This window comes from Pseudophaeobacter sp. 1A09344 (assembly GCF_041008745.1).
GTDB classification, from domain to species: Bacteria; Pseudomonadota; Alphaproteobacteria; order Rhodobacterales; family Rhodobacteraceae; genus Phycobacter; species Phycobacter gallaeciensis_A.
Genome location: NZ_JAXGFS010000003.1, coordinates 457,055 through 480,705, shown reverse-complemented (window position 1 = coordinate 480,705; position 23,651 = coordinate 457,055). Strand labels below are relative to the sequence as shown.

The following is a 23,651-nucleotide window of genomic DNA, read 5'->3' as shown; positions in this document are numbered from 1 at the left end:
CTAATCCTGATGAAAGTCTCTGTTTGTGTGCTTGGTTTCAAAAGAAACCGAAGCCGTACAAACAGTGAAGCTGACACTGGATCATCGGAACCGAAATTCCTACCAGCGCGATATACAGACGTTGATCCATCGAAATGAACCAAACCGCCCACATATCTCTTCAGTTATCTATCAATGTCAAAGAGCAACACCCAGCGGCCAAAACAAACAGATGCGCCAATCTCTCAGCGCGCCCGCCTGCCTCATCCTCAAAGATGCCCCAGTCTATCCTGAGCGTCTCAACCGTCTTTCCGATCCGTCAGCAGCGTCTCCGCCGCGCCCCGTAGCGCCTCAGCGCCGCCGGTGAAGGGGGTTCTAGTCCTAACTCCAAATACCCGCAACCCCAAAATCAACAAAAACCGAAAAAACGGGAAATTTCTCGCAATACTCAACAAAATCAAATGCTTAACCCAAACTTAAATCTGGCCCCGATGTGCGATTTAGCAGTACATTCTCCTATTTGCTGGTCCTCCCCCCCACACTCGGCGAGGGACGCTTAGTCCTCCACAGGGTTATCCACAGAGCACCGTTGAATCACACCTGAATCGGGTTGGAATCGGATGGGAATCGCCCGGACGAGAGCCGGTCAGAGGGCCAAACCGACTCGACGACCATCGAAAATTGCCTGCGCCGCCATCCGGGGCGCATCGGCATCACCGACGAGTTGCGGCGTAACACCCAGCCCGATCAACTCGTCCCGCAGAGACATATCCGCATGGTTCGAGACCGCCATTACCAAATCGTCGGCCGGAATGGCCCTTTGCGAGCCGGTCAGCAGGCAGGTCACCGTCGCGCCCTGCCCGTCCCAGCCTGCGATGGCGGCCTCGGTTATAAATGTGACACCCAACTCAGCCAGTGCGCGGCGCAGGTGGAGATCCGTGGCCGAACGCTGCAGCTCCTTGCCCACCATCGGGTCCGGCGTCACCAGCGTCACCCGGTGCCCGTCTTCGGCCAGCCGCCAGGCGGTGCCGCAGCCGCGCCAGTTGCCGCCTTCATCCAGGACGATCACTTCCTGGCCCAGACGGGCACGGCGGGCCATCACATCCTCGGCGGACCAGACGTGGCCGTGTTCGATCCCCGGCAGGTGGGCCAGATGCGGTAGCGCCTTTTGGAACCCGGTCTCCGTCGGCTTGCTGCCGGTAGCCAGGACCACCCTATCGGCGCCCTCGCACTTTATGTCATCCGCATCCATATAGGTGTTGAGCCGGACATCAACGCCCAGACGGGTGAGCTGGCGATCGTACCAGCTGATCAGATCGGTGATCTGCCCCCGGCGTGGCTGTAGCCCCGCCAGATGGAATTGCCCCCCCAGATGCGCAGCCGCCTCGGCCAGGGTCACGTGGTGGCCACGCTCGGCCGCAACCCGGGCAGCCTCCAGCCCGGCGGGGCCACCGCCGACCACCAGCACCTTTTTCGGATCGGTCGTCGGGTTGAAGCGATCACCGCCCCAGCCATGCTCTCGCCCGGCGGATGGATTGACCAGGCAGGAAATCCAGTAATCCCGGCTGCGCCTCCCCCAACACTGCTGGTTACAGGACAGGCAGCCCCGGATATCCTCTGCCCTGCCCGTCTCTGCCTTGGCGACAAGATGCGGATCGGCGATCTGGCCGCGCACCAGGGACACCAGATCTGCCTCTCCCGCGCCCAAAAGGGCATTGGCGTTCTCCGGCGTGCGGATATGACTTTCGGATGTCACAAGGGCCTGCTGCACAGCGCCCTTCAGCGTTCCGGCTAGATCCGAGGTCAGCTTCTCCCCGTGCTGAAAGCTGGGCAGCAGCCGGGCGAAATCGAAATAGGAACCGGAGCCGATGGTCACATAGTCCATCGCACCTTCGCTGTCGTGCAGGGCGACGATCTCGGCCATGCTTTCACGGCTGAGAGCAATATCGACCCCCGGTTCGTCATTGACCGACAGGCCGATGATAAAGTCCTCCCCGCAGGCGCGGCGGATGCGGTGCAGGATCTCGCGCGACAGGCGGGTGCGGTTCTCCAGACTGCCGCCCCAGCGATCATCGCGCTGGTTGGAAAAGGGCGTCCAGAACTGATCGAGCAGGCAATGGTAGGCGGCCCAGACCTCGACCCCGTCGAACCCTGCTTTTTGGCAGCGGATCGCGGCCTGAACGAACCCTTCGATGGTTTCCTCGATTTCGGCCTCGCTCATCATGTGGCTGGCGTCGCTGTCGTGGTAACTTGGCCCACCCGAGGGCGACCAGGCGGCGTGCCAGGAGTTGTCCTGATCGCCGTGGGCGCCGACGTGATAGAGCTGCTGAATCATCACCGCGCCTTCGGCCTTGCTGGCCTCGGTCAGGCGACGGAAGTGGGGGATCACTTCATCGCTGGAATGGAGGAAATTCCCGCGCGTCAGCACCGCAGAGGCATGCACCGGCATCGGCTCGACCACGATCATCGCCGCGCCGCCCAGCGCCCGTTCGCGGTAATAGGCCGTATGCGCCTCCCCCGGCAGGCCGCCATGGGCCATGTTGGTGGTATGGGCGCCAAAAACGATACGATTGCGCAGCGTCTTATGGCGCAGGGTCACCGGGCGAAAGATATGCGGAAAGGTGCTCATGGCTCAGCCCTCCAGGTCGTTCAGTCCTGACATCAGATCGCCGGTGATCCCGGCGTCCTCCATATGCAGGCGCAGGCGCTGGTTATAGCCGCCGGGCGTGTTCAGCGCTTCGATCAGATCGGCGCAGCCTGCCTCGGCGAGGCTGGTGGCGACCAGCATCCGCAGGAAGGCCTCTCCCTGCGCCGGATCTGCAACGCGCTCCCCCAGCCAATCCGCTGCATCGCCAACCATGCGCGCCACCGGTGACAGCACCGCCTGCGCACAAAGATAGGCGTCCAGTTCCGCACTGTCCTTCAGCGCAAAAACGGTATTGCGGATGCCAAAGATTTCATTGACCAGATCGGTATCGCCCTGCGCCATGATGGCGGATCCGCCCTGCGCAATGCCGGGGAAGGGCATCATCACCGCCGAGGCCCGCGCGGGGGCGACTAGCTCCCCCACCAGCCCGAGATCGGCGCCCGCCATGAAGGAGATCACCCGCTGATCCGCGCGAAAGGTGAGCGGCGCGAGGATACCCGGCGCGGCCCCGGCCATGAGCCCGAGAAAGATCACATCGCTTTGATCCAGAACCTGCTGGTTCGGCGCGATGGTCACGTTTTCAAACGCATCGGCCAGCGCAGCAGAGACACCCGTGCTGCGCTCCGAAACCGTGATCTGGTGGCCGTCGCCCTCAATGCCGCGCACCACCGCGGCCGCGATGGTGCCGGTTCCGATGACGCCAATGCGCATCTCAGATGTCCTTCATCAGGCGCAAGGCATCATAGATCGCCGCATGGGTGTTGCGGGCCGAAACCGCATCGCCGATGCGGAACAGCTGGAAGGTGCCATCTTCATTGCGCGCCACCTGTTGCGGCTTCCCTGCGATCAGCGCCTCGTGATCCAGCTCACCGCCATTACGGCTAAGCGGTTTCAGATCGAAGTAGAGATCATCCAGCGGCAGGGTGCCATAGTTCACCACCACCTGATCATAATCGGCGGTATAGCTGTGATCGCTGTAATCGGTGCCGATGGTGGCGGTCAGCATATTGCCGTTCTTCGCCACATCGAGCAGACGACGCGTCACGGTAAAGCGCACATCCTTGTCCTGAAGGCTGCGCATGTAAGGCACCAGGTTCATCGCCATGATATCCGGCGCGAACACACGATCCGGGGTCATCACCTCGACTGTGCTGCCTGCCGCAGCCGCAGCCTCGGCCGCCATCAGGCCGGGGTGATCGCCGCTTTCATCATAGATCAGCACGTTCTGCGCAGGCTTCACATCGCCTGAAATCAGATCCCAGGCCGAAATCACGTTGGCGGCTTCCTCCTTGACCTCGAACAGGTGGCCGTTGGGCAGACCGCCAGTGGCGACGATCACCACATCGGGGTTGAGGGCGGTGACATCCGCCGCCTCGGCCCAGGTATTGAAGAGGAAGGTCACATCACGCGCCGCACATTGGGCCATGCGCCAGTCGATGATGCCGATCATCTCGCGTCGGCGCGGGCTTTGCGCCGTCAGCAGGACCTGCCCACCGGGGTCGGCGGCAGCCTCGAACACAGTCACGTCATGACCACGCTCGGCGGCAACACGCGCTGCCTCCAGTCCAGCAGGGCCGGCGCCGATGATGACAACCTTCTTCTTCTCGTCTGCCGCCGGAATGTCATGCGGCATGGTCAGCTCGCGCCCCGTTGCGGCGTTGTGGATGCACAGGGCATCGCCCGCCTGATAGATCCGGTCCAGACAATAGGTGGCCCCGACGCAGGGACGGATATCGTCCTCGCGCCCCTCCATGATCTTTTTCACCACATGGGGGTCGGCCATATGGGCGCGGGTCATCCCCACCATATCAAGAAGCCCCGAGGCCACCGCATGGCGCGCCGTGGCCACATCGGGAATGCGCGCGGCATGGAAGGTCGGCATGCCGGTCGCCTCTTTCACCGATCCGGCAAAATCAAGATGCGGCGCGGCGGCCATGCCCTGCACCGGGATCACGTCGGTCATCGCCGGATCGGTATGGATGCGCCCCCGAATCACGTTGAGGAAATCCACCATGCCGGTGGCAGACAGGCGTTTGGAGATTTCGAGCCCCTCTTCAGGGGTGATGCCACCTGCCTGATCCTCATCCGCCGTGTAGCGCAGGCCGACGATGAAATCCTCGCCGACCCGGTCGCGCACTGCCTGAAGCACATCCAGCGGCATCTTCATGCGGCTTTCCAGACTCGCGCCGCCATAGGGCCCATCAAGATCATTGGTCAGTGGCGACCAGAACTGATCCAGAAGGTGGCCGTAGACCTGCAACTCGATGCCATCCATGCCGCCTGCCTTCATCCGCTCGGCGGCATCGGCGAAATCGGTGATGATGCGTTCGATATCCCAATCCTCGGCCAGTTTCGGAAAGGCCCGGTGCGCCGGTTCGCGGTGGCGGGTGGAGCTGACCGAAGGCAGCCAGTCGCCCTTGTTCCAGTTGGTGCGGCGACCCAGATGGGTCAGCTGGATCATTACCGCCGCACCGTGTTCATGCACCCGGTCGGTGAGCGCCTGGATCCACGGCACCACCTCGTCCTTATAGGCCAGCACGTTGTTGAACACCGGCGGGCTGTCCTTGGACACCGCCGCCGACCCCGCCGTCATGGTCAGCGCCACCCCCGCCTTGGCCCGTTCCGCGTGATAGGCCGCATAGCGTTCCTTTGGCATGCCATCCTCGGGGTAAGCCGGTTCATGGCTGGTGGTCATGATCCGGTTGCGCAGGGTCAGGTGTTTCAGTTGGTAGGGCTGCAAAAGCGGATCATTGGACATCTTGGCGCTCTCCTTGCGGGCATCTGTTGCGGGGTTGTCGGGTCAATGGTGAAACGGAAACGGGTTCAGGAAAAGGCCTCAGTACAGGACTTAATACCAGGCATCGGGGACCTCGGCTTTCTTCCGGGTGATAAAGGCCTGAAGCGCCTCATCGGTGGCTTCATCCATGGCAGGCGCCTCATAGGCGGCCAGCTGTGCCTTCCAGCGGGCGTTGGCGCGGGAGGCCGCATCGACGCCGCCCTTTTCATCCCAGGTTTCCCAGGGCTGGTGATCGTCCACCGCGCTGTCCCAATAGGCGGTCTGGTAATGGCGCAGGGTGTGCTGGGTGGAAAACAGGTGCTGCCCGGGGCCGCCTTCGGCAAGAGCGTCGAACCCGAGCGTGTCGTCGTTAACCTCGAACCCGTTCAGATAAGCATGCAGCGCCCCGCAAAGGTCCGTATCAAGGATGAACTTTTCATAGGACATCGACAAAAGCCCATCGAGGAAGCCCGCCGAATGCAGGATGTAATTCGCGCCGCATTGCACCGCTGACATCATCGACATCATCGCCTGCTGCATCGCCTGCGCGTCGGGCAGCTTCGAGGTTGAGAAATTCCCGGCGCAGCGCAGGGGTAGGTTCAGACGGCGCGCCAGCTGCCCCATGGCAAGCGAGGCCAGCGCCGGTTCCGGTGTGCCAAAGGTGGGAGAGCCCGACCGCAGCGACATGGAGCTGATGAAGGAGCCCAGAATGGTCGGGGCGCCGGGACGCTCCAGCTGGGTGATGGCGCAGGACACCATGGTTTCGGCCAGGCATTGCGCCAGCGACCCGGCCATGGTCAGCGGCGACACCGCCCCGCCCAGCAGGAAGGGCAGATGGATCGACCCTTGTCCCGCCGCCGCATAGGCGCGGATCCCCTGCGAGGTGACGCCATCGATCACCAGCGGCGAGGTGGTGTTGAAATTGCCCATGATGACGCAGTTCTGGTCGACGAAATCCGCACCAAACAGGATGCGGCACATCTCGATACTGTCCTCGGCACGCTCGGGCGCGGTGATCGACCCCAGGAAGGCCCGGTCGCTATAGCGCATATGAGCATAAACCATATCCAGATGCCGCTTGTTGACGGCAATATCGGTCGGCTCGCAGATGGTGCCGCCAGAATGGTGCAGGAAGGGGCTCATCTGCGCCAGTTTCACGAAATTGCGGAAATCGGCGATGGTGCCGTAGCGGCGGCCATTGTCCAGATCCATCACGAAAGGCGAGCCGTATGAGGGCGCCAGCACCATGGCATCGCCGCCGATTTCAACAGAATTGGCAGGATTGCGGGCGTGCTGGGTAAATCGCGCGGGCGCGGTTTTCAGGATCTCACGGATCATGCCGGGGGCAAATTTCAGGTTCCAGCTGCTGGCGGTCAGATCGGTCACCTCGGCGCCTGCCGCGCGGAACAGGGCAACGGTTTCTGGATCGTCGCGGAACTCCAGACCGATTTCGGACATGATCCGCTCGGCGGTGGCTTCGATCTTCGCAAGGCTTTCCTCGGACAGGATATCGTAGGTGGGAATCCTGCGGCTGATATAGGGCACGCGCAGGTGTTCGTTCTGCCCCGGCTCTGCCGTGCGCCCGGCGCTGCGGCGCGCCCGCCGTCCCCGCGATTTGACTGCCACCTCTGCCATCTGTGCGACCTCCTCTTATCGAATTGACATCATCTGTTGACACCAGTGTCAATTCAATAATCACATGCGTCAACTTCGATTGCGTCACGAGGATGTCGCTGTTATGCAAAATGCCATGAACACTTCTCAGACCCTTGCAGAACTCTCTCAGCAGACCAGCAGCGCGGATGCCTGGCTGATGGCCGCCTATGAAGAGCTGACCGCCCATGGCGTCGGCGCGGTGAAGATCATGCCGCTGGCGAAAAAACTGGGGGTCTCGCGCACCAGTTTCTACTGGTATTTCAAGGATCGCGAGGCGCTGCTGGAGGCGATGATCCGCCACTGGGAGGACAAGAACACCGGCAATCTGGTCGCCCGCACCGAAGCCTATGCGGAGAATCTGTTCGAGGCGGTGTTCAACCTGTTTGATTGCTGGCTAGACCCGGATCTGTTCGATTCCCGGCTGGATCTGGCGATCCGCAACTGGGCGCGCAGCGACCCATCGCTACAGGCCCGACTGGATCTGGCCGATGCTCGCCGCAAGAGGGCGATGACCGATATGCTGATCCGGTACGGGTATGATCCCGAGGACGCCGAGATCCGCGCACTCACCATGATCTACACCCAGATCGGCTATATCTCGATGCAGGTGCACGAGGACGCGGCCCAGCGTCTGGCGCGGATGCCGGGCTATATGGAGGTCTTCACCGGCCAGAAGCCCGCGCAAAAGGACATCGACCGCTTCATGGCGCGCCATCGCTGAACAGCGCGCTGTTCCTTAGTCGTTGAAGATCGCCACCGCCCGAATGAACCCGGCAGAGGCACCCTTGATCTTGAAGGGAAAGCAGGAAATCTCGAACCCTGTCGGCGGCAGCTGGTCAAGGTTGGTCAGCTTCTCCATATGGCAATAGCCCACCTCCATCGAGGCGCGGTGCCCTTCCCAGATGATCGCCGGGTCGCCCGATTTTGCGTATTCCTGCGCCGTCAGCGGAAAGGGCGCATCCCAGCTCCAGGCATCCGTGCCGGTGACACGCACACCCCGCTCGGTCAGGTACAGCGTCGCCCCCCGCCCGATGCCGCAGCCCCGCACCAGGTAATCGGGATGCCCATAACGCGCCCCGGCCGAGGTATTGACCACCACGATATCAAGCGGCTGCAATTCGTGGCCGATCCGGTCCAGCTCGGCCTCCACATCCGCGGCTGTAACCACATAGCCATCGTCGAAATGGCGGAAATCCAGTTTTACCCCCGGCGCCATGCACCATTCCAGCGGCACCTCGTCGATGGTGATCGCCCGCTCCCCGCCATTCATGGTGGAATGATGGTGATAGGGCGCATCCAGATGGGTGCCGTTGTGGGTGGCGATCTGCAGCCGTTCGATCGCCCAGCCCTCACCGCCGGGAAGATCCTCCCGTTTCAGCCCCGGGAAAAAGCTCATCACCTGTTCAGCGGTCTGATCGTGAGAAAGGTATTCGATCTGCGGCAGCATGATCTCGGGGTCGGACTGGATACCTGTTTCTAGAGCAACGGAAAGATCGACAAATCGGCGCGGCATGGGAAATCCTTTTTGAAATCTGCCGCGATGCTAGCGCCTCAGGGCAGGCATGAGAACAGGGTTCTGTTGTCGCGAAACCAAGGTTCCAGAATGCCCTTGAGCGCCGTGACCTTGGCCGATCCCTGCAGGTCCCGGTGGCTTAGCAACCAGATCGGCGCGTAGGGTTGTACCGGCAGATGCGGCAGCGGCACCAACTGCGGATAGGCGCGCCCAAGGAAGACGGGCATGCGCAGGGCACCCATCCCCGCCAGCGCCGCGGCAATCATGCTGGGCATATCATCAAGCCGCGCCCGCACCCGTATATCGGGATGGATCTTGCTGGCGGCGGCGGGCGGCGCATCGTGCCCCGCATAAAGCACCCAATCCAGCGGCGCCTGCGGATCACGCGCTGCCGCTTCGGCGATCTCGGGCAGCGCGAAAAACCCGCTCTGCTGTTCGGCAAGCTTGCGCCCCACCAGCGTCTCCTGCGGGTGGCGACTGATCCTGAGCGCCAGATCAGCCTCACGCCGGGCGAGATCCAGAACGCCATTGGCCGCCCTGACGGTCAGCTCCAACTGTGGGTGCGCGGCCGTGAACTCTGCCAAAAGCGGCGCCAGAAAGGCCTGGATCAGCAAGGGCGGCGCGGTGAGGCTCAAAGGGCCGCTCAGATCCTGCGCCCGGCCCGACAGGCGCCGCATCGCCGCCTGCTCCTCGGCCTCCATTCGGGCGGCGGCCGCAGCGATCTCATGCGCCTCTTCGGTCGGGTGATAGCCCTCGGGGCGGCGTTCGAACAACGGACGACCCAGCGCCTCCTCGGCGCGGCGGATGCGGCGCGCCACGGTGGTATAGGTCAGCCCCAGCTGCGCGCCCGCAGCGGCCAGATTGCCGCCGCGCACCAGCGCAAGAACGGTCTGCATATCATCCCATGTGATCTTCATGCGTGCGTTTTTGCATGTCTGATGTCGAAATTCACGCGTTTTTCTACACCACACTGCCGGGCATTCAGCACGGGTTGAAACACGGGTCGCAAACCCGACCACTCCATAGAAGGAAACGCATCATGGTCTATGCCTATGTCAATCTGCCCATCACCAACCCGGACAGCTTTGCCGCCTATCGCGAAAAAGCAGGCGCCGCGCTTGCAAAACACGGGGTGCGGGTCGTGACCTCCTCCCCGCAGCAGCGGGTGATTGAAGGCTCCCGTGACGAAACCGGGGTCGGCGTGATCCTGGAATTCGACAGCACCGAGGCTGCGCTCGGCTGGATCAACGATGAAGAGTTGAAAGAAGTGCACGGCCTGCGTCAGGCCGCGGGCAACGGGGCCATCACCCTGTTGGGCTAAACCATACATATAAAACCGGGCGCAATGTGGATGACATCGCGCCCGGTAACAGTCTCATCTGGCTGGATTACTCCGCCGCGATCTGCTCTTCCGCCTTTTCGACCCGGACCGCCGAGAATTTGAACTCGGGGATCATGCCGTAGGGGTCCAGCGCCGAGTTGGTCAGCACGTTGGCTGCCGCCTCGACATAGGCGAAGGGCACAAAGACCATATCTTCGGACACGGCCCGGTCGGCGCGCGCCATGATCTTGATCGAGCCGCGCCGGGTGGAGAGACGCACCATGCCGCCGGGCTCGACACCCAGTTTGCGCAGGGTCTTCGGATGCAGCGAGCAGTTCGCTTCCGGCTCTACTGCATCCAGCACCAGCGACCGGCGGGTCATCGCTCCGGTGTGCCAATGCTCCAGCTGGCGGCCGGTGGTCATGATCATCGGATACTCATCATCCGGCGCCTCATCCGGGGCGATCACTGCCGCCGGCGTGAACATCGCCTTGCCACCTTCGCGCGGGAAGCCATCGCCGAACACCACCGACTGGCCCGGGTCCTCGGGCGACAGCGACGGGTAGGCCACGGTCTCGTTCTCCAGCCGCTCCCAGGTGATGTTGTTGAGCGATTTCATGTTGAGCTTCATCTCGGCAAAGACCTCGGACACATCGGTATAGGTCCAGGGCAGACCGATCCGCTGCGCCAGATCGACGGTGATCGACCAATCCTCGCGCGCCTCACCCGGAGGGGTGACAGCCGGGCGGACCCGCTGCACCTGCCGGTTGGTGTTCGAGACGGTGCCGTTTTTCTCGTAAAGAGCCGAAGCGGGCAGGATGATATCGGCAAAGTTCGCCGTCTCGGTCAGGAAGATATCCTGTACGATCATCAGTTCCAGCTTAGCAAAGGCCTCTCGCGCGTGATCCGCGTCGGGGTCGGACATCGCCGGGTTCTCACCCTGGATGTACATGCCCTTGATATTGCCCGCATAGACCTGATCGACGATCTCGGTCACCGTCAGGCCCTTCTCGTTCGAGAAGTCGCCGCCACCCCAGACATCGGTAAAGGAGCTGCGCACTTCGTCGCTGGTCACCGTCTGGTAATCCGGCAGGAACATCGGGATCAGGCCGGCATCGGATGCGCCTTGCACATTGTTCTGACCGCGCAGCGGGTGCAGGCCCGTGCCCGGACGCCCGACGTTCCCGGTCATCAGCGCCAGACTGATCAGGCAGCGCGAATTGTCGGTGCCGTGGATATGCTGGCTGACGCCCATGCCCCAGAAGATCAGCGCAGATTGCGCGCCAGCGAACATCCGGGCCACGCGGCGCAGCTGCTCCGGCGGGATGCCGCAGATTTCGCTCATCTTCTCAGGGGTGAACTGGCGCAGATGCTCTTTCTCGGCGGCCCAGTTGTCGGTCCAGCGGTGGATGTACTGGCTGTCGTAGAGCTCCTCCTCGACGATCACATTCATGATCGCGTTCAGCATCGACACATCCGCGCCGGGGCGGAACTGCAGCATCTCAGTCGCGTAGCGGCGCATACCGACACCGCGCGGATCCATCACGATCAACTTGCCACCGCGTTTAGTGAACTGCTTGAAGTAGGTGGCCGCCACCGGGTGGTTCTCGATCGGGTTGGCACCGATGATGATCGCCACATCGGCGTTTTCGATCTCGTTGAAGCTGGCGGTCACCGCACCGGAGCCGACGTTTTCGATAAGCGCCGCCACCGAGGAAGCGTGGCACAGACGGGTGCAGTGATCGACGTTATTGTGCTTGAAACCCTGGCGAATGAACTTCTGGAAGAGATAGGCTTCCTCGTTGGTGCATTTCGCCGAGCCAAAGCCCGCAACGTTGCGCGGATCCTCGTTGCGCAGCTTGATCAGCCCCTTGGCCGCGAGGTCCAGCGCCTCTTCCCAGGTCGCTTCGCGGAAATGGGTGGAGAGGTTGCCCGGATCGACGTTCAGCCCCTTGGCCGGCGCGTCGTCGCGACGGATCAGCGGCTTGGTCAAGCGGTGCGGGTGGTGGATATAGTCGTAACCAAAGCGGCCCTTGACGCAGAGACGGCCTTCGTTCGCCGGGCCATTGATGCCCTCGACGTATTTGACCTTGCCGTCCTTCACCTTGAGGCTGACCTTGCAGCCGACGCCGCAGAAGGGGCAGACGCTCTCGGTTTCGGAATCGTAATCCTTGCTGTCGCCAACCTGCGCCTCGTCCACCACAGAGGCGGGCATCAGCGCACCGGTCGGGCAGGCCTGCACGCATTCGCCGCAGGCCACGCAAGAGGACGCGCCCATCGGGTCGGCGATGTCAAAGGTCGGATAGGCATCGTGACCACGCCCGGCCATGCCGATCACGTCGTTCACCTGCACTTCGCGGCAGGCGCGCACGCAGAGGCCGCAGGAGATGCAGGCGTCAAGGTTCACGCTCATCGCGACATGGCTGTCGTCGAGCAGCGGAATGCGACCCTCTTCCAGTTTCGGGAAACGCGACTCCGAAACCCCGTTCAGCTCGGCCATGTCCCACAGGTGCGAGGACTTATCATGCGCCTCTTCCTGTTTGGGTTGGTCGGCCACCAGCAGTTCCATCACCATCTTGCGGGCATTTGTGGCGCGCGCGTTATTGGTGGTGACAACCATGCCCTCGGCGGGTTCGCGGATACAGGAAGCTGCGAGCGTGCGCTCGCCCTCGATTTCCACCATACAGGCGCGACAGTTGCCGTCAGGGCGGTAGCCGGGCTGCGGCTTGTGGCACAGGTGCGGGATTTTCAGACCGCGACCGTTCGCGACTTCCCAGATGGTCATGCCCGCATCTGCGGTGACCTGTTCGCCGTCGAGGGTAAAGGTGATTTGCTTCGACATGGCTCAGATCTCCTTGGCTTGCGAAGATGAGAATAGGGGAGTGCCCGACCCGGGGTGGGCGTGAAGCGCCCGCCCATGGGGGCGGGTCGGGCGCTGCCCGGCGTTACCCGCCGGGCGGAACATCAACTGAAGGATCATGCTCAGATCTCCTCCGGGAAATGCTTCATGGTCAAACGGATCGGGTTCGGCGCAGCCTGGCCCAGACCACAAATAGAGGCATCGACCATGGTCTGGCTCAGCTCCTCCAAAAGGCCCTGATCCCACTTGTCGGCCTGCATCAGTTTTACCGCCTTCTCGCAGCCAGCCCGGCAGGGGGTGCACTGGCCACAGCTTTCATCCTCAAAGAACCGCAGCATATTGAGCGCGGCCTCGCGGGCGCTGTCCTGATCGGACAGGACCACCACGGCAGCCGAGCCGATGAATGTGCCATGAGGTTGCAGCGTGTCGAAATCGAGCGGGATATCGTCCATATGCGCTGGCAACAGACCGGAGGACGGACCGCCCGGCTGATAGGCCTTGAAGGCGTGGCCATCGAGCATACCGCCCGCGGCCTCGATGATATCAGCGATGGTGGAACCTGCGGGCAGCAGATGAACACCGGGGTTCTTGACCCGGCCCGAGACGGAGTAGTTGCGCAGCCCCTTGCGACCGTTCTTTTCAACCGAATTCAGCACTTCGGGGCCAAACCGGCAGATGCGCGCCACCCAGTAGAGGGTTTCGACATTGTGCACGAGTGTCGGCTGACCAAAGATCCCCACCTGCGCCACAAACGGCGGGCGGTGACGCGGCTCACCGCGCTTGCCTTCGATGCTTTCGATCATCGCGCTTTCTTCGCCGCAGATATAGGCCCCTGCCCCGCGGCGCAGATCGATATAGCCTTCCTCGACAATACCGGCGTCTTCCAGCGCCTTGATCTCGCGGCGCAGGATTTCCAGCACCGCCGGATATTCGTCGCGCATATAGATAAAGGCTTTCTCGGCCTCGACGGCCCAGGCGCCGATCAGCATGCCCTCAAGGAACATATGCGGGTCGCGCTCAAGATGGTGACGGTCCTTGAACGTGCCGGGCTCGCCCTCATCGCCATTCACGGCCAGATAGCGGGGACCGGGATTGGCGCGTACAAAGCCCCATTTCTTGCCCGAGGGGAAACCGGCGCCGCCAAGACCGCGCAGACCGGCCTCAAGCACCTTGTCCTGCACCGCTTCCCAGTCGCCGCCATCGCGCAGCTCGGCAAGGATGCGATAGCCGCCATCGGCGACATATTCGGCATAGGTTTGGTAATCGGGGATCTGCGGGTGGGTGTCACCGGCGTGAACGGCGGCAATCGCCTTTTCCGCGGTGGCGTGATCGATGTGATTGTGACCGATCTCCAGCACCGGCGCTGTGTCGCAACGGCCCATGCAAGGCGCGCGCAGCACACGCACCTCGGACGGGTCCAGCCCATCCTCCAGCGCTTTTTGCAGCTGCTGGGCACCGGCCAGTTCGCAGGACAGGCTGTCGCAAACCCGGATGGTCAGCGCAGGCGGAGGGGTCTCGCCTTCCTTCACCACATCGAAATGTGCGTAGAAACTGGCGACCTCATAGATCTCGGCCTGACCGGTGCGCATTTCCTCGGCCAGCGCCCGGATATGCGCCGCACTGAGACAGCCATACGCATCTTGGATGAGATGCAGGAATTCGATCAGAAGATCGCGATTGCGGGGGCGGTCCCCCAGAAGTGCCAAGACTTCCTCGTGGGCCTGATCGTCAAGCTGACGACCCTTGGGGGTTTTGCGTCCCTTGCCCTTGCCGGATTTCCATACGCCCTTGCTATTGTCCAACGGTGCCACGTTGATCTCCACTTCGCTGGTGCCATGCGCTTTGGCATTTCATCAGCTGTGAATATCGTCAAATCGCATATTCATAAGGCACGATAACGAAGACTTATTGTTCAAAGGCGGCAACCACGTCCCTCAGCGCCCGGACCGTGGTCAGCTCGGGCTCGCGGTCCAAAGTGGCCATGCAGATCGGCCGCGCCTGTTCCGGCGCCTCCAGCCGCAGCACCCGGGTTCCTTCGATCGGGCCCAGCGCATCGGCCAGCGCTTGCGGCAGGATGGTAGCCACAAGCCCCTCACGCGCCATAATAATAGCGGACATAAAGCCGCTGGATTCCGACAGGACCTCGGGCCGCAGCCCCTGCTCGGCAAAGATCCAATCCAGAATACGCCGGTTCTGCATCGATTGATCCAAGAGGCTCAGCGGCAGTTCAGCAGCCTGTGCCCAGCTGATTTCACCGGCGCCCTCGCCCGCCTGCAGAGCGATCTGCGCCACCAAGCCGACCGGCGCCAGAACCACATAGCGTTCGTCGTACAGCGGCTGCCTGATCACAAGATTTTGTTCGATGGAGTCCATATACGTGAGCCCCGCATCCAGCGTTCCCTCGAACAGACGCTGTTGGATGGCCGCCGAAGACATCACGTTGATTCGAGCTAGAATGCGCGGGTGGGCTTGTTGCAGCCGGTTGACCAACCGCGCCGCGAAACTGGTGGCCGTCGGCACCACACCCAGATCCAGCGTGCCAGTAACCTGCCCGCGGGCCGCCGCGATCTCCTGCTCCAGCGCCCGGGCGTCATCCAGCAGCGACCGGCCCCGCGCCACGATCAGCTCGCCTTCGCCTGTCAGCCCCTGAAACCGGTTGCCGCGCCGCACGATGGACACGCCCAACTTGTCCTCCAGGTTGCGAATCCGCATCGAGAAGGCAGGCTGCGACATGCCGCATTCTTGTGCAGCTTTGGCGAAATGCTGGTGTCGGGCCAGCGCCGTCAGCAGCTGTAGGTCTTTGAGCTCAATCATGCGGTGACATTAGGGGCTTGCAGAGTGCAACTTCAATGCCGCGCGGTTCGGTCCAGATCACAATGACTTTTCCAATATTCGAAAGCTCGCGATGCCTGACATAGGCAGAATGCGATGCCATGAATGGAATCGACTGGTAGCCGCGCCTGTGCCGTCAATATTCAACCATCAAAAACGCCATGAAAACCGCGAGATAACATTTACAATTTTAAGCTTGTTATCTCCAATGCCCCCCTGCACACGCCTCCCTTCCCCCTGTTTCAAGGCCGTGTCTTCCTTACTGCGCCCTGTCACACAATCGTGATTTTGAATGTAATTCAGAGGCTTGCTGCATTTCGCAGGCACGCCCCTGATCAGTCGCTGCAACGCAGAAATTCCCTTCAAAACCTGGCCCAAAGGCCGCCCAGGACCCTCACTGCACCGTTAATTCATCCGTAAACCCTTGGACCTAGCGTCGATCATGGTCTGCATCCCGACCTAAATCACAGCAAAGAGTATCCAATGCGTATAGTTACCTGTTCCGCCCTGTTTTCCCTTGTTCTGTCGCCCGTCTGGGCCAACGACTTTGAGCCAAGCATGAAAGCGTATCTGGAAAATAGCATCCGTGACTGGGCAACTGCCCCGGTTCTGATTGATGCCATCAACGGGCAAAACGCCCGGACTTCCGGCTATTCACAGGCTCAGATCGATGCCATGGACACAGCTTGGCGCGCCGAAGTGGGGACCGCCTCCACACCGACGATCACGCCTGTGCTGGAGAATGCCGCCGCCGACTTCCTGCGCGAGCAGGTGGTGAAATCGGGTGGCCAGATCACCGAAGTTTTCGTCATGGATGCCCATGGGCTGAACGTGGCTGCCTCGGCGGCGACCTCTGACATGTGGCAAGGCGACGAGGCCAAGTTCCAGCAGACCTACCCCGTCGGCCCGGATGCCGCGCACTTCGGGGATGTCGAGCTTGATGCATCTACCCAAAGCTATCAGGCGCAAATCTCGCTTACCATTGTGGATCCCGCAACCGGCGCTCCGATCGGAGCAATGACGGTGGCTGTTGACGCTGAATCGCTGATGTAATCCAGCGCGTTCCACGCACTGCAAAAGATCGAAAGGTGCACAAATGAAAGTCCGTCTTCCCTCGATATCCCTGTTCAAAGGCATGTCGGTATTCATGAAATGCTGCCTGTTGATCGCGGCAACCACTCTGGTGGTAGCCGGATCGCTGACCTACAAGAACGAGAAGACCTTCAAGGCCGCCGTTGAAAAGGGCGTCCGCACGCTGGGCAGCGGGGTCACAATCACCGTGGCAGCCCGCAGTGGCGGCGCCATCCGGTTTGGGGACTCGGACCGGCTGTCGGCTGATATCGAGAAACTGATCGAACTGTCCGATGGCCGCGCCCTGGCAGGGGTTGCCGTAAACAAGGATGGCAAGGTCGTTGCAACCGGTGGAGAAATCAGCGAAGCCGACCTGGCAAAGCTGAGCGAGCTCGGCCATGCCTCGGCCCAGTCTGGTCAGACGGAAATGTCGGCGGACGGTTACTATGTTGCCGCTCCCGCGACAGCCGGGGCCGATGGATCCGTCATTGTCGGCTCTGTCGCAATGCTCTGGTCGCCCGAGGTGGCCTTTGCCGAAGCCGCCTTTGACGAAATGATGTCCATGGTCTTCGCGATCGCCGCGTTTGTGATCATGTGTACACTATCGGTCTTTGCACTGCGCTCTATCCTGTCGCGCCCGCTCAGCAGCGTCACCAAGTCGATCGACGTGATTGCCGACGGCGATTACGACACCGAAGTCAGCCACCTGGACCGCCGCGACGAAATCGGCCGGATTGCCCAGACGCTGGATCATTTGAAGTCCCAACTGGCCGCCGCCCGTGAGGTGGAAGAGCAGCGCAAGGTGGCCCAGGCTGAGCAGAAAAAGGTCGTCGAGACGCTGAACGTGGCGCTGCAGGACATGTCCGAAGGCGATCTGAGCAAGACCATCGACACGCCCTTTGCCACCGAATACGAAAGCCTGCGCCAGAACTACAATGCCACCGTGGAAAAAATGGTCGGCATCATCGACGCAGTGATCGACAATTCGACCCGCATCCGGGAAAACTCCGAGGAAATCAGCCAGTCGTCCAGCGATCTGTCGCAGCGCACCGAAAGCCAGGCGGCCACGCTGGAGGAGACTGCAGCGGCCATGGAAGAGCTGACCGTCAGCGTCCGCTCCGCTGCCGATGGCGCCAAGGAAGTTGAAACCATCGTGACCGAGGCGAAATCCACCGCCGAGCAAAGCGGCAAGGTGGTGACCGATGCGGTCAACGCGATGTCCCAGATCGAAACCTCTTCCGAAAAGATCTCGCAGATCATCTCGGTCATTGACGATATCTCCTTCCAGACCAACCTTCTGGCGCTGAACGCCGGGGTGGAAGCCGCCCGTGCAGGCGAAGCAGGCCGTGGCTTTGCCGTCGTTGCCTCGGAAGTGCGTGCCCTGGCGCAGCGTTCCTCGGATGCTGCTCAGGAGATCAAGGGCCTCATCGCCGAAAGTTCCCAGCATGTGAACAAGGGCGTTGATCTTGTCGGCAAGGCCGGTGACGAGCTGAAGAAGATCATCGACCGCGTCGGCACCATCTCCGGCCATATCTCCGAGATCGCCGGCGGCGCGCGGGAACAGTCGACAACACTGGCCGAGATCAACACCGGCGTCACCCAGCTGGATCAGGTCACCCAGCACAACGCCGCCATGGTCGAAGAGGCAACCGCCGCAGCCCAGATCCTGCGCAACGATGCCAACGAACTGGCCCGGCATGTCTCGGTCTTCAACACCGGGGGCGGTCGTCGCCCCGTGGCCAGCATCGCGACGATGCCCGCGCCTTCGGCCCACCCGGCACCCGGCAGCGAGAACGACGATTTCTTTGCGGACGAGCCACCCGCGAAAGTGGCGGTAGGCTGGGAAGACTTCTGATCCCCGCCCACTCCTCAAGGATAATAAAAACGCGGCCCAATAGGGGCCGCGTTTTTCATTGTAAGCGGGACACCATCGGCCTTTTGGGAAGGCCCCAGTGTCAACTTCCGTAAACGCTGCCCCAGCGCTCGATCAGCATCTGTTGCAGCGCTTTTGCCTTGCGGTTCCATCCACGCGCGCCTGGCGGGCGCTCGCGGTCGGCGCGTTTGATCCGTGACCGGGCCGTGGTGTTGGCGGCAAAGATCGCAAAGGCCAGCTCGGTACCGTCGGCAGCCGTCATGAAACCGCCCAGCCCCGAGACGAAATTCAGGGTCCCGGTCTTGGCCAGCACTTTGATGGGATGAGATTTCAAGACCCGCCCTTTGCGGTCCCGCATCGGAAACGGTTTCAGCAAGGGCTTCAGCTGCCCTGCCCCATGGGCCGCGATCAGCACCGTGACCAGATCATCCGGCGTCATCCGCGAGGCATCGCCAAGGCCCGAATGATCCACCAACCGGCTGTCTTTCATACCGTATTTACGCGCTGCCCAATCGCTCATCTGGGCAGCGGACTGCCGCAGCGATCCGGGACGATTACCCGCTGCTGCTGTCGCCGACATGCCGATCATTTCAGCCATCAGATTGTTGGAATACTTCAGCATCGCCTTCAGCATCACACTCAGCGGCGGGCTCTGATGCTGGGCCAGAACCTGCGTCTGCGGCAGGCTCTGCGTGACCTTGGCCTTGCGCAGGGCAATACCGTGCGACCGCGCCAGGGTCCGGAACACATCCCCTGCATATTCCGCCGGACGCCGCACCGGCAACCAGCGCGAACCACCATTGCCCAGCGCCTGACTGGCCACGGTCCAGGTATCGGCGCCGCCCCGGTCCGCATAGGTATAGACCGGCAGGGCGCGGTTCTTCACCGCCATGCGCGCCATGGCAACTTCGGGGCGGTATTTCTCGGTGCGGGCATCCATGCTGACGGACCAGCCCTTGGCCCCGCGTTTCCATTCGAAATGAACACGGTTGAAATTGAGCGCGATGCCAGACACCGCCGGGCTGTAACCCACGTGATCCGGCTGCTCCGGATCGATCGACTGCACCTGTGGCAAGGCGCCATCCCAGACTTTGAAATCGCCACGCACCTCACGCAGGCCCGCGGCCTTCATGCTACGCGCCAGCTGCGCCAGATGGTCGGTGTTCAGCATCGGATCGCCGCCACCAGCAAGAATCAGATCACCATGCAGCACGCCACTGCGGATCTGGCCTGCGGCCAGAATATGGGTGGCAAACCGGTGTTCGGCCCCCAGCACATCAAGGGAATAAAGCGCCGTCAGGGTTTTTGCGACGCTGGCCGGCGGCAGCCCCGCCGCGCCCGCTTGCGATTCAAGCCGCGCTCCGGTTTTGACATCCGCCACCGCGCAGGCGACCTTGCCCTGAAGGCCAGAGCGCGCAAGCACCGTCTCCAGATCCGCCACCGCCGCAGCGGTCCGTTCTTGTGTCCGAGCTACAGGACGCAGGGACACCGTCGGCGCATTGGCCCAGCTTGCCGATCCTGCCAGTGCCGCCACCCCGGCGCCAAGGAATTTTCGTCGCGATATCATATCTGTCAGTGTCTTATAAAAACTGCCAAACGGCAAACCCGGGCGGCTTTTTCTGTTTCGCCTCCGTGCCCTGCCTGCTACCGCTGGCCCCCATGTTCCAAGCAGTCACTATCATGTTCATCGCCATGTCAATGATCCCCGCCGGGGATCTTTGCGGGAAGTTATTGACCAGCAGCGGTCTGGCAACACCCGGGTTCGTGGCCTGGTCGCGTTTTGCCATCGGTGCGCTGCTGGTGCTGCCCTTTGCCCCCCGGGGCTGCCTGCGGCTGCTGAAGGACTGGCGGATCTGGCTGCGCGCGAGCCTCATCACCGGCGGTATCCTGTCGATCCAGACGGCCCTGCAAACCGAGGCGATCGCCGATGTCTTTGCCGCCTTCTTCATCGGGCCGGTGATCAGCTATGTATTGTCCGTGACCCTTTTGCGGGAAAGTACCACGCCGCTGCGCGCAATCCTGATGTGCGCAGGCTTCTGCGGTGTGCTTCTGGTGGTCCGCCCCGGCTTCGGTGGCTCGGCCAATCTGATGTATGCGGTTCTGGCGGGCTGTTTCTACGGCTGTTTCCTAACGGCGTCGCGCTGGCTGGCCCATGTCGGCAAACCGGTCGAGCTGAGCTTCACCCAGCTCCTGCTCAGCGCGCTGTTCCTGTTACCGCTTGGCCTTTCGAACCTGCCCGAGGCGAGCCTGTCCACCGCCGCCCTGACCGTCGGAAGCGCGACCTTTTCCATGCTGGGGAACCTACTCTTGCTCTATGCCTATAGCCGGAGCGAGGCCTCGCGTCTCGCGCCCACCGTCTATTTCCAGCTGATCGCGGCGGTGCTGCTGGGCTGGGCCGTCTTCGGTCAATTGCCGGATCTTCTGACATGGGCCGGGCTTCTGGTGGTGATCAGCGCCGGGATCGCCTCGGCCAGCTTACGTCGCTGACCAGTCCCCTCGCGCGCGGATTTCCGTCGAACTGGTATCGACCATCGGCACATTGAGGAAACACCAGGCAGGAGTCTCGGCCCCGGCCAGCAGGTGGCTCTGGCTGCTTTTCAGCCGGTATTGCCCATAGATCTTCGCAGCCGGAGACAGCCGCGCCGAGATCCGGTCGCCGGGGCGCGCCAGCACCCCGACCGGCACCGTCTCAAGGATCTCGCGCCAGTCCTTCCAGCGGTGAAAATGGGTGAGGTTGTCCGCCCCCATCAGCCAAACAAATCGCACGCCGGGATAACGCGCCCGCAGATGCCGCAGGGTCTCCGCCGTGTAACGCGTGCCAAGGCGCGCCTCGATATCGCTGATCTCGATCCGCGGATGCTGCATCATCTCCCGCGCCGCCGCGACCCGCCGCTCCAGCGTGGCCGGGGCACGGGATTTGAGAGGATTACCGGGCGACACCAGCCAGAGCATCCGATCCAGCCCAAACCGTTTCAGCGCCGCAAGACTGATCTGCACATGCCCCATGTGCGGCGGATCAAAGGAGCCGCCAAGCAGCCCCACGCGCATGCCGGGCCGAAGATATGGAAATCCACAGGTCATGGCCGCTTGATGCGCATAGTTCTGCGGGGAAATCAATTGGGTGTGCCCCTCGGTTCGGACGCGGGTCCTTCCCAGGTGAGGCAAACCGCGCATTGGAGCGTTGCACTGATGGTTCATGCACACCTCCAAGATGCTGTGCGCGTCAGGGCCTCAGCCCCGCGCGCCTACCCGATTGCTCCTTCCCTGCCCATCCGCTATCACACCGGGCAGCGAATTTCCCCGATTATGGAGCAGTCACATGGCCGCCTATCAATACGTCTACCACATGCAGGGGGTCTCCAAGACCTACCCCGGTGGCAAGAAATGCTTTGAAAACATCCACCTGTCCTTTCTGCCCGGCGTGAAGATCGGTGTCGTCGGCGTCAACGGCGCCGGTAAATCGACTCTGCTGCGCATCATGGCCGGGATCGACAAGGATTTCACCGGTGAGGCCTGGGCCGCAGAAGGCGCCAAAGTGGGCTACCTGCCGCAGGAACCGCAGCTGGACGAAAGCCTGTCGGTGCGTGAAAACGTCATGCTGGGCGTTGCGGAAAAGAAAGCCATTCTGGACCGTTACAACGAACTCGCCATGAACTACTCGGATGAGACCGCCGAGGAAATGGCCAAGCTGCAGGACGAGATCGACGCCCAGAACCTCTGGGATCTGGACAGCCAGATCGACGTGTCGATGGAGGCGCTGCGCTGCCCGCCGGATGACGCAGATGTGAAAACCCTCTCGGGCGGTGAAAAACGCCGGGTTGCCCTGTGCAAACTGCTGCTCGAAGCGCCCGACATGCTGCTGCTTGACGAACCGACCAACCACCTGGACGCCGAAACCATCGCCTGGCTGCAGCAGCACCTTATTGATTACAAAGGCACAATCCTCTGCGTCACCCACGACCGTTATTTCCTCGATGACATCACCAGCTGGATTCTGGAGCTGGACCGCGGCGCCGGTGTGCCTTGGGAAGGCAACTATTCCAGCTGGCTGGAGCAGAAGGCCAAACGGCTGGAGCAGGAAGCCCGCGAAGACAAGTCCAAGCAGAAAACGCTGGAGCGCGAACTGGAATGGATGCGTCAGGGACAAAAGGCACGCCAGGCCAAATCCAAGGCTCGTATCGCAGCCTATAACGAGATGGCGAACCAGTCCGAACGCGAAAAGGTCGGCCGCGCCCAGATCGTGATTCCCAATGGTCCGCGCCTTGGTTCCAAGGTGATCGAGGTCCACGGTCTGTCCAAACACTATGGCGACAAGCAGCTGATCGAAGGGCTGGATTTCTCGCTGCCGCCGGGTGGCATTGTCGGTGTGATCGGCCCCAACGGCGCCGGTAAATCGACCCTGTTCCGCATGCTGACCGGGCAGGAGCAGCCCGACGATGGCACCGTCGAATTCGGCGATACGGTGAAGCTGTCCTACGTCGATCAGTCGCGCGACGATCTCAACGACAATGAAACCGTCTGGGAAGCGATTTCCGGCGGCGCCGAGATCATCGAACTGGGCGACGCGCAGGTAAACTCCCGCGCCTATTGCTCCTCCTTCAACTTCAAGGGCGGCGATCAGCAGAAGAAACTGAGCCTCCTGTCGGGTGGTGAGCGCAACCGCGTGCACATGGCCCGGCTGCTGAAAGAAGGCGGCAACGTGCTGCTGCTTGACGAACCGACCAACGATTTGGACGTGGAAACCCTGCGTGCCCTCGAAGACGCACTGGTGGATTTCGCGGGCTGCGCGGTTGTCATCTCGCACGACCGTTTCTTCCTTGACCGGATCTGTACGCACATCCTGGCCTTTGAAGGCGATGCCCATGTGGAGTGGTTCGAGGGTAACTTCGAAGACTACGAAGAAGACAAGAAACGCCGCCTTGGCGCCGACGCGCTGGAACCCAAGCGCCTGAAGCACAAGAAATTCGTGCGTTAAACCTCAGCCGGGCCTGTCCATATGGCAGGCCCGGGTCTGACCCTAGGGAGGTGCGAAAGCGCCTTGCCGCGGGGAAAGTCTGGCGCGGTCAGAACTATAAAAAGCCTGCAAAACGCAGGGCCAGATGCCCAACCGCCCCACTCCCTGC

The 23,651-nt window shown here is 62.0% G+C and carries 18 protein-coding genes; 6 read left to right on the top strand and 12 right to left on the bottom strand.

Features of this window, described 5'->3' with window-relative positions:
* Positions 1 to 625 precede the first annotated feature (625 nt).
* The 4 genes from SM765_RS07945 to SM765_RS07930 all read right to left on the bottom strand — a co-directional run bounded on the left by SM765_RS07945 (position 626) and on the right by SM765_RS07930 (position 7,037).
* Complete coding sequence (locus SM765_RS07945) at positions 626 to 2,608, bottom strand: oxidoreductase (protein WP_274837695.1); 1,983 nt, start codon at positions 2,606 to 2,608, stop codon at positions 626 to 628.
* A gap of 3 nt (positions 2,609 to 2,611) precedes the next feature.
* A complete protein-coding gene (locus tag SM765_RS07940) occupies positions 2,612 to 3,337 on the bottom strand; it encodes an NAD(P)-binding domain-containing protein (RefSeq protein ID WP_274837694.1) in 726 nt (241 codons plus the stop codon).
* Position 3,338: 1 nt separating this feature from the next.
* Positions 3,339 to 5,384 carry an NADH:flavin oxidoreductase gene (locus tag SM765_RS07935; RefSeq protein ID WP_274837693.1) on the bottom strand — a complete coding sequence of 682 codons (2,046 nt, stop codon included), beginning with the start codon at positions 5,382 to 5,384 and terminating at the stop codon, positions 3,339 to 3,341.
* A gap of 90 nt (positions 5,385 to 5,474) precedes the next feature.
* Positions 5,475 to 7,037 (bottom strand): trimethylamine methyltransferase family protein, encoded by a 1,563-nt coding sequence (locus tag SM765_RS07930; protein ID WP_274837692.1) that lies wholly within the window; start codon positions 7,035 to 7,037, stop codon positions 5,475 to 5,477.
* A gap of 115 nt (positions 7,038 to 7,152) precedes the next feature.
* Here SM765_RS07930 and SM765_RS07925 point away from each other — a divergent pair, with 115 nt between their 5' ends.
* Positions 7,153 to 7,779, top strand: a complete 627-nt coding sequence (locus tag SM765_RS07925) for a TetR/AcrR family transcriptional regulator (protein WP_274837691.1) — start codon at positions 7,153 to 7,155, stop codon at positions 7,777 to 7,779.
* Between the two features lie 15 nt (positions 7,780 to 7,794).
* Here SM765_RS07925 and SM765_RS07920 read toward each other — a convergent pair whose 3' ends face one another.
* Positions 7,795 to 8,571 (bottom strand): cyclase family protein, encoded by a 777-nt coding sequence (locus tag SM765_RS07920; RefSeq protein ID WP_274837690.1) that lies wholly within the window; start codon positions 8,569 to 8,571, stop codon positions 7,795 to 7,797.
* Positions 8,572 to 8,609: 38 nt separating this feature from the next.
* Positions 8,610 to 9,488 carry a LysR family transcriptional regulator gene (locus tag SM765_RS07915; protein ID WP_274837689.1) on the bottom strand — a complete coding sequence of 293 codons (879 nt, stop codon included), beginning with the start codon at positions 9,486 to 9,488 and terminating at the stop codon, positions 8,610 to 8,612.
* A gap of 122 nt (positions 9,489 to 9,610) precedes the next feature.
* Here SM765_RS07915 and SM765_RS07910 point away from each other — a divergent pair, with 122 nt between their 5' ends.
* Positions 9,611 to 9,892, top strand: coding sequence for a DUF1330 domain-containing protein (locus SM765_RS07910; protein WP_065272788.1), 282 nt, complete (start codon positions 9,611 to 9,613; stop codon positions 9,890 to 9,892).
* Between the two features lie 67 nt (positions 9,893 to 9,959).
* Here the strand turns inward: SM765_RS07910 and fdhF are convergent, their stop codons facing one another.
* From fdhF to SM765_RS07890, 4 genes are all read right to left on the bottom strand, one after another.
* A complete protein-coding gene (gene fdhF, locus SM765_RS07905; protein WP_065272787.1) occupies positions 9,960 to 12,734 on the bottom strand; it encodes a formate dehydrogenase subunit alpha in 2,775 nt (924 codons plus the stop codon).
* A gap of 3 nt (positions 12,735 to 12,737) precedes the next feature.
* The gene (locus SM765_RS07900; RefSeq protein ID WP_257784212.1) at positions 12,738 to 12,872 is read right to left on the bottom strand and encodes a hypothetical protein; all 135 of its coding nucleotides are present in this window, start codon (positions 12,870 to 12,872) and stop codon (positions 12,738 to 12,740) included.
* A gap of 2 nt (positions 12,873 to 12,874) precedes the next feature.
* A complete protein-coding gene (locus SM765_RS07895) occupies positions 12,875 to 14,563 on the bottom strand; it encodes an NAD(P)H-dependent oxidoreductase subunit E (protein ID WP_368981480.1) in 1,689 nt (562 codons plus the stop codon).
* Positions 14,564 to 14,657: 94 nt separating this feature from the next.
* The gene (locus SM765_RS07890) at positions 14,658 to 15,566 is read right to left on the bottom strand and encodes a LysR family transcriptional regulator (protein WP_274837687.1); all 909 of its coding nucleotides are present in this window, start codon (positions 15,564 to 15,566) and stop codon (positions 14,658 to 14,660) included.
* A 501-nt stretch (positions 15,567 to 16,067) separates the two neighbouring features.
* Here SM765_RS07890 and SM765_RS07885 point away from each other — a divergent pair.
* Together SM765_RS07885 and SM765_RS07880 are read left to right on the top strand one after the other, a co-directional pair.
* On the top strand, positions 16,068 to 16,637 hold the full coding sequence (locus SM765_RS07885) for a hypothetical protein (protein ID WP_065272785.1): 570 nt from the start codon (positions 16,068 to 16,070) through the stop codon (positions 16,635 to 16,637).
* Positions 16,638 to 16,680: 43 nt separating this feature from the next.
* Positions 16,681 to 18,510, top strand: coding sequence for a methyl-accepting chemotaxis protein (locus tag SM765_RS07880; protein ID WP_065272784.1), 1,830 nt, complete (start codon positions 16,681 to 16,683; stop codon positions 18,508 to 18,510).
* 100 nt (positions 18,511 to 18,610) lie between these two features.
* Here SM765_RS07880 and dacB read toward each other — a convergent pair whose 3' ends face one another.
* A complete protein-coding gene (gene dacB, locus SM765_RS07875) occupies positions 18,611 to 20,095 on the bottom strand; it encodes a D-alanyl-D-alanine carboxypeptidase/D-alanyl-D-alanine endopeptidase (RefSeq protein WP_274837686.1) in 1,485 nt (494 codons plus the stop codon).
* A 113-nt stretch (positions 20,096 to 20,208) separates the two neighbouring features.
* Here dacB and SM765_RS07870 point away from each other — a divergent pair, with 113 nt between their 5' ends.
* On the top strand, positions 20,209 to 21,015 hold the full coding sequence (locus SM765_RS07870) for a DMT family transporter (RefSeq protein ID WP_274839001.1): 807 nt from the start codon (positions 20,209 to 20,211) through the stop codon (positions 21,013 to 21,015).
* Here the strand turns inward: SM765_RS07870 and SM765_RS07865 are convergent.
* Positions 21,004 to 21,609, bottom strand: coding sequence for a nicotinate-nucleotide adenylyltransferase (locus SM765_RS07865; RefSeq protein WP_274827815.1), 606 nt, complete (start codon positions 21,607 to 21,609; stop codon positions 21,004 to 21,006). The two genes, SM765_RS07870 and SM765_RS07865, sit on opposite strands and share 12 nt — an antisense overlap.
* Before the next feature lie 238 nt (positions 21,610 to 21,847).
* Between SM765_RS07865 and ettA the strand changes: the two genes are divergently transcribed.
* Positions 21,848 to 23,503 carry an energy-dependent translational throttle protein EttA gene (gene ettA, locus SM765_RS07860; protein WP_274837685.1) on the top strand — a complete coding sequence of 552 codons (1,656 nt, stop codon included), beginning with the start codon at positions 21,848 to 21,850 and terminating at the stop codon, positions 23,501 to 23,503.
* Positions 23,504 to 23,651 lie beyond the last annotated feature (148 nt).

Excerpts from the sequence above, each read along its gene's own strand:
- SM765_RS07945 (WP_274837695.1), bottom strand. The coding sequence starts at position 2,608 with ATGAGCACCTTTCCGCATATCTTTCGCCCGGTGACCCTGCGCCATAAG.
- SM765_RS07940 (WP_274837694.1), bottom strand. The coding sequence starts at position 3,337 with ATGCGCATTGGCGTCATCGGAACCGGCACCATCGCGGCCGCGGTGGTG.
- SM765_RS07935 (WP_274837693.1), bottom strand. The coding sequence starts at position 5,384 with ATGTCCAATGATCCGCTTTTGCAGCCCTACCAACTGAAACACCTGACC.
- SM765_RS07930 (WP_274837692.1), bottom strand. The coding sequence starts at position 7,037 with ATGGCAGAGGTGGCAGTCAAATCGCGGGGACGGCGGGCGCGCCGCAGC.
- SM765_RS07925 (WP_274837691.1), top strand. The coding sequence starts at position 7,153 with ATGAACACTTCTCAGACCCTTGCAGAACTCTCTCAGCAGACCAGCAGC.
- SM765_RS07920 (WP_274837690.1), bottom strand. The coding sequence starts at position 8,571 with ATGCCGCGCCGATTTGTCGATCTTTCCGTTGCTCTAGAAACAGGTATC.
- SM765_RS07915 (WP_274837689.1), bottom strand. The coding sequence starts at position 9,488 with ATGAAGATCACATGGGATGATATGCAGACCGTTCTTGCGCTGGTGCGC.
- SM765_RS07910 (WP_065272788.1), top strand. The coding sequence starts at position 9,611 with ATGGTCTATGCCTATGTCAATCTGCCCATCACCAACCCGGACAGCTTT.
- fdhF (WP_065272787.1), bottom strand. The coding sequence starts at position 12,734 with ATGTCGAAGCAAATCACCTTTACCCTCGACGGCGAACAGGTCACCGCA.
- SM765_RS07900 (WP_257784212.1), bottom strand. The coding sequence starts at position 12,872 with ATGATCCTTCAGTTGATGTTCCGCCCGGCGGGTAACGCCGGGCAGCGC.
- SM765_RS07890 (WP_274837687.1), bottom strand. The coding sequence starts at position 15,566 with ATGATTGAGCTCAAAGACCTACAGCTGCTGACGGCGCTGGCCCGACAC.
- SM765_RS07885 (WP_065272785.1), top strand. The coding sequence starts at position 16,068 with ATGCGTATAGTTACCTGTTCCGCCCTGTTTTCCCTTGTTCTGTCGCCC.
- SM765_RS07880 (WP_065272784.1), top strand. The coding sequence starts at position 16,681 with ATGAAAGTCCGTCTTCCCTCGATATCCCTGTTCAAAGGCATGTCGGTA.
- dacB (WP_274837686.1), bottom strand. The coding sequence starts at position 20,095 with ATGATATCGCGACGAAAATTCCTTGGCGCCGGGGTGGCGGCACTGGCA.
- SM765_RS07870 (WP_274839001.1), top strand. The coding sequence starts at position 20,209 with ATGTTCATCGCCATGTCAATGATCCCCGCCGGGGATCTTTGCGGGAAG.
- SM765_RS07865 (WP_274827815.1), bottom strand. The coding sequence starts at position 21,609 with ATGACCTGTGGATTTCCATATCTTCGGCCCGGCATGCGCGTGGGGCTG.
- ettA (WP_274837685.1), top strand. The coding sequence starts at position 21,848 with ATGGCCGCCTATCAATACGTCTACCACATGCAGGGGGTCTCCAAGACC.